Genomic DNA, 3395 nt, shown 5'->3' with positions numbered 1-3395 from the left:
CGAAATTGGGTCTGTAGCTCAGTTGGTTAGAGCGCACCCCTGATAAGGGTGAGGTCGGCAGTTCGAATCTGCCCAGACCCACCAATTTTGTGTGGGAAAACCTGTAGAAATACGGGGCCATAGCTCAGCTGGGAGAGCGCCTGCCTTGCACGCAGGAGGTCAACGGTTCGATCCCGTTTGGCTCCACCACTACTGCTTCTGTTGTTGAAAGCTTAGAAATGAGCATTCCATCGTGACGATGGTGAATGTTGATTTCTAGTCTTTGGCTAGATCGTTCTTTAAAAATTTGGGTATGTGATAGAAAGATAGACTGATGGCCACTTTCACTGGTGGTGATCAGGCTAAGGTAAAATTTGTGAGTTTAATCGCGAATTTTCGGCGAATGTCGTCTTCACAGTATAACCAGATTGCTTGGGGTTATATGGTCAAGTGAAGAAGCGCATACGGTGGATGCCTTGGCAGTCAGAGGCGATGAAAGACGTGGTAGCCTGCGAAAAGCTTCGGGGAGTCGGCAAACAGACTTTGATCCGGAGATGTCTGAATGGGGGAACCCAGCCATCATAAGATGGTTATCTTGTACTGAATACATAGGTGCAAGAAGCGAACCAGGGGAACTGAAACATCTAAGTACCCTGAGGAAAAGAAATCAACCGAGATTCCCTTAGTAGTGGCGAGCGAACGGGGACTAGCCCTTAAGTGGCTTTGAGATTAGCGGAACGCTCTGGAAAGTGCGGCCATAGTGGGTGATAGCCCTGTACGCGAAAATCTCTTGGCCATGAAATCGAGTAGGACGGAGCACGAGAAACTTTGTCTGAATATGGGGGGACCATCCTCCAAGGCTAAATACTACTGACTGACCGATAGTGAACTAGTACCGTGAGGGAAAGGCGAAAAGAACCCCGGAGAGGGGAGTGAAATAGATCCTGAAACCGTATGCGTACAAGCAGTGGGAGCCCACTTTGTTGGGTGACTGCGTACCTTTTGTATAATGGGTCAGCGACTTATTTTCAGTGGCGAGCTTAACCGAATAGGGGAGGCGTAGCGAAAGCGAGTCTTAATAGGGCGTCTAGTCGCTGGGAATAGACCCGAAACCGGGCGATCTATCCATGGGCAGGTTGAAGGTTAGGTAACACTGACTGGAGGACCGAACCGACTACCGTTGAAAAGTTAGCGGATGACCTGTGGATCGGAGTGAAAGGCTAATCAAGCTCGGAGATAGCTGGTTCTCCTCGAAAGCTATTTAGGTAGCGCCTCATGTATCACTGTAGGGGGTAGAGCACTGTTTCGGCTAGGGGGTCATCCCGACTTACCAAACCGATGCAAACTCCGAATACCTACAAGTGCCGAGCATGGGAGACACACGGCGGGTGCTAACGTCCGTCGTGAAAAGGGAAACAACCCAGACCGTCAGCTAAGGTCCCAAAGTTATGGTTAAGTGGGAAACGATGTGGGAAGGCTTAGACAGCTAGGAGGTTGGCTTAGAAGCAGCCACCCTTTAAAGAAAGCGTAATAGCTCACTAGTCGAGTCGGCCTGCGCGGAAGATGTAACGGGGCTCAAACCATACACCGAAGCTACGGGTATCACTTAGGTGATGCGGTAGAGGAGCGTTCTGTAAGCCTGTGAAGGTGAGTTGAGAAGCTTGCTGGAGGTATCAGAAGTGCGAATGCTGACATGAGTAACGACAATGGGTGTGAAAAACACCCACGCCGAAAGACCAAGGTTTCCTGCGCAACGTTAATCGACGCAGGGTTAGTCGGTCCCTAAGGCGAGGCTGAAAAGCGTAGTCGATGGAAAACAGGTTAATATTCCTGTACTTCTGGTTATTGCGATGGAGGGACGGAGAAGGCTAGGCCAGCTTGGCGTTGGTTGTCCAAGTTTAAGGTGGTAGGCTGAGATCTTAGGTAAATCCGGGATCTTAAGGCCGAGAGCTGATGACGAGTGTTCTTTTAGAACACGAAGTGGTTGATGCCATGCTTCCAAGAAAAGCTTCTAAGCTTCAGGTAACCAGGAACCGTACCCCAAACCGACACAGGTGGTTGGGTAGAGAATACCAAGGCGCTTGAGAGAACTCGGGTGAAGGAACTAGGCAAAATGGCACCGTAACTTCGGGAGAAGGTGCGCCGGTGAGGGTGAAGCACTTGCTGCGTAAGCCCACGCCGGTCGAAGATACCAGGCCGCTGCGACTGTTTATTAAAAACACAGCACTCTGCAAACACGAAAGTGGACGTATAGGGTGTGACGCCTGCCCGGTGCCGGAAGGTTAATTGATGGGGTTAGCTAACGCGAAGCTCTTGATCGAAGCCCCGGTAAACGGCGGCCGTAACTATAACGGTCCTAAGGTAGCGAAATTCCTTGTCGGGTAAGTTCCGACCTGCACGAATGGCGTAACGATGGCGGCGCTGTCTCCACCCGAGACTCAGTGAAATTGAAATCGCTGTGAAGATGCAGTGTATCCGCGGCTAGACGGAAAGACCCCGTGAACCTTTACTATAGCTTTGCACTGGACTTTGAATTTGCTTGTGTAGGATAGGTGGGAGGCTTTGAAGCGTGGACGCCAGTTCGCGTGGAGCCATCCTTGAAATACCACCCTGGCAACTTTGAGGTTCTAACTCAGGTCCGTTATCCGGATCGAGGACAGTGTATGGTGGGTAGTTTGACTGGGGCGGTCTCCTCCTAAAGAGTAACGGAGGAGTACGAAGGTGCGCTCAGACCGGTCGGAAATCGGTCGTAGAGTATAAAGGCAAAAGCGCGCTTGACTGCGAGACAGACACGTCGAGCAGGTACGAAAGTAGGTCTTAGTGATCCGGTGGTTCTGTATGGAAGGGCCATCGCTCAACGGATAAAAGGTACTCCGGGGATAACAGGCTGATACCGCCCAAGAGTTCATATCGACGGCGGTGTTTGGCACCTCGATGTCGGCTCATCACATCCTGGGGCTGAAGCCGGTCCCAAGGGTATGGCTGTTCGCCATTTAAAGTGGTACGCGAGCTGGGTTTAGAACGTCGTGAGACAGTTCGGTCCCTATCTGCCGTGGACGTTTGAGATTTGAGAGGGGCTGCTCCTAGTACGAGAGGACCGGAGTGGACGAACCTCTGGTGTTCCGGTTGTCACGCCAGTGGCATTGCCGGGTAGCTATGTTCGGAATAGATAACCGCTGAAAGCATCTAAGCGGGAAACTAGCCTCAAGATGAGATCTCACTGGGACCTTGAGTCCCCTGAAGGGCCGTCGAAGACTACGACGTTGATAGGTTGGGTGTGTAAGCGCTGTGAGGCGTTGAGCTAACCAATACTAATTGCCCGTGAGGCTTGACCATATAACACCCAAGCAATTTGCTGCTCCTAGTTGAATAAACGAAAGAGGCCAGATTGCGGTGTGTGAAGACGCAATGAACCG

General features: G+C 51.3%; 2 tRNA genes and 1 rRNA gene. All 3 read left to right on the top strand.

Annotation, left to right across the window (positions count from 1 at the left end):
• Positions 1-7 precede the first annotated feature (7 nt).
• The 3 genes from PMI21_RS07120 to PMI21_RS07130 all read left to right on the top strand — a co-directional run bounded on the left by PMI21_RS07120 (position 8) and on the right by PMI21_RS07130 (position 3315).
• Positions 8-84, top strand: a tRNA-Ile gene (locus PMI21_RS07120).
• Positions 85-113: 29 nt separating this feature from the next.
• Positions 114-189: transfer RNA gene (locus PMI21_RS07125), tRNA-Ala, on the top strand.
• A 234-nt stretch (positions 190-423) separates the two neighbouring features.
• Positions 424-3315, top strand: a 23S ribosomal RNA gene (locus tag PMI21_RS07130).
• Positions 3316-3395: the final 80 nt, after the last annotated feature.

Source organism: Pseudomonas sp. GM18 (assembly GCF_000282195.1).
Taxonomy (GTDB): domain Bacteria; phylum Pseudomonadota; class Gammaproteobacteria; order Pseudomonadales; family Pseudomonadaceae; genus Aquipseudomonas.
Note: the sequence above shows the minus strand (reverse complement) of the source record. Positions and strands in the feature narration are given on the sequence as shown.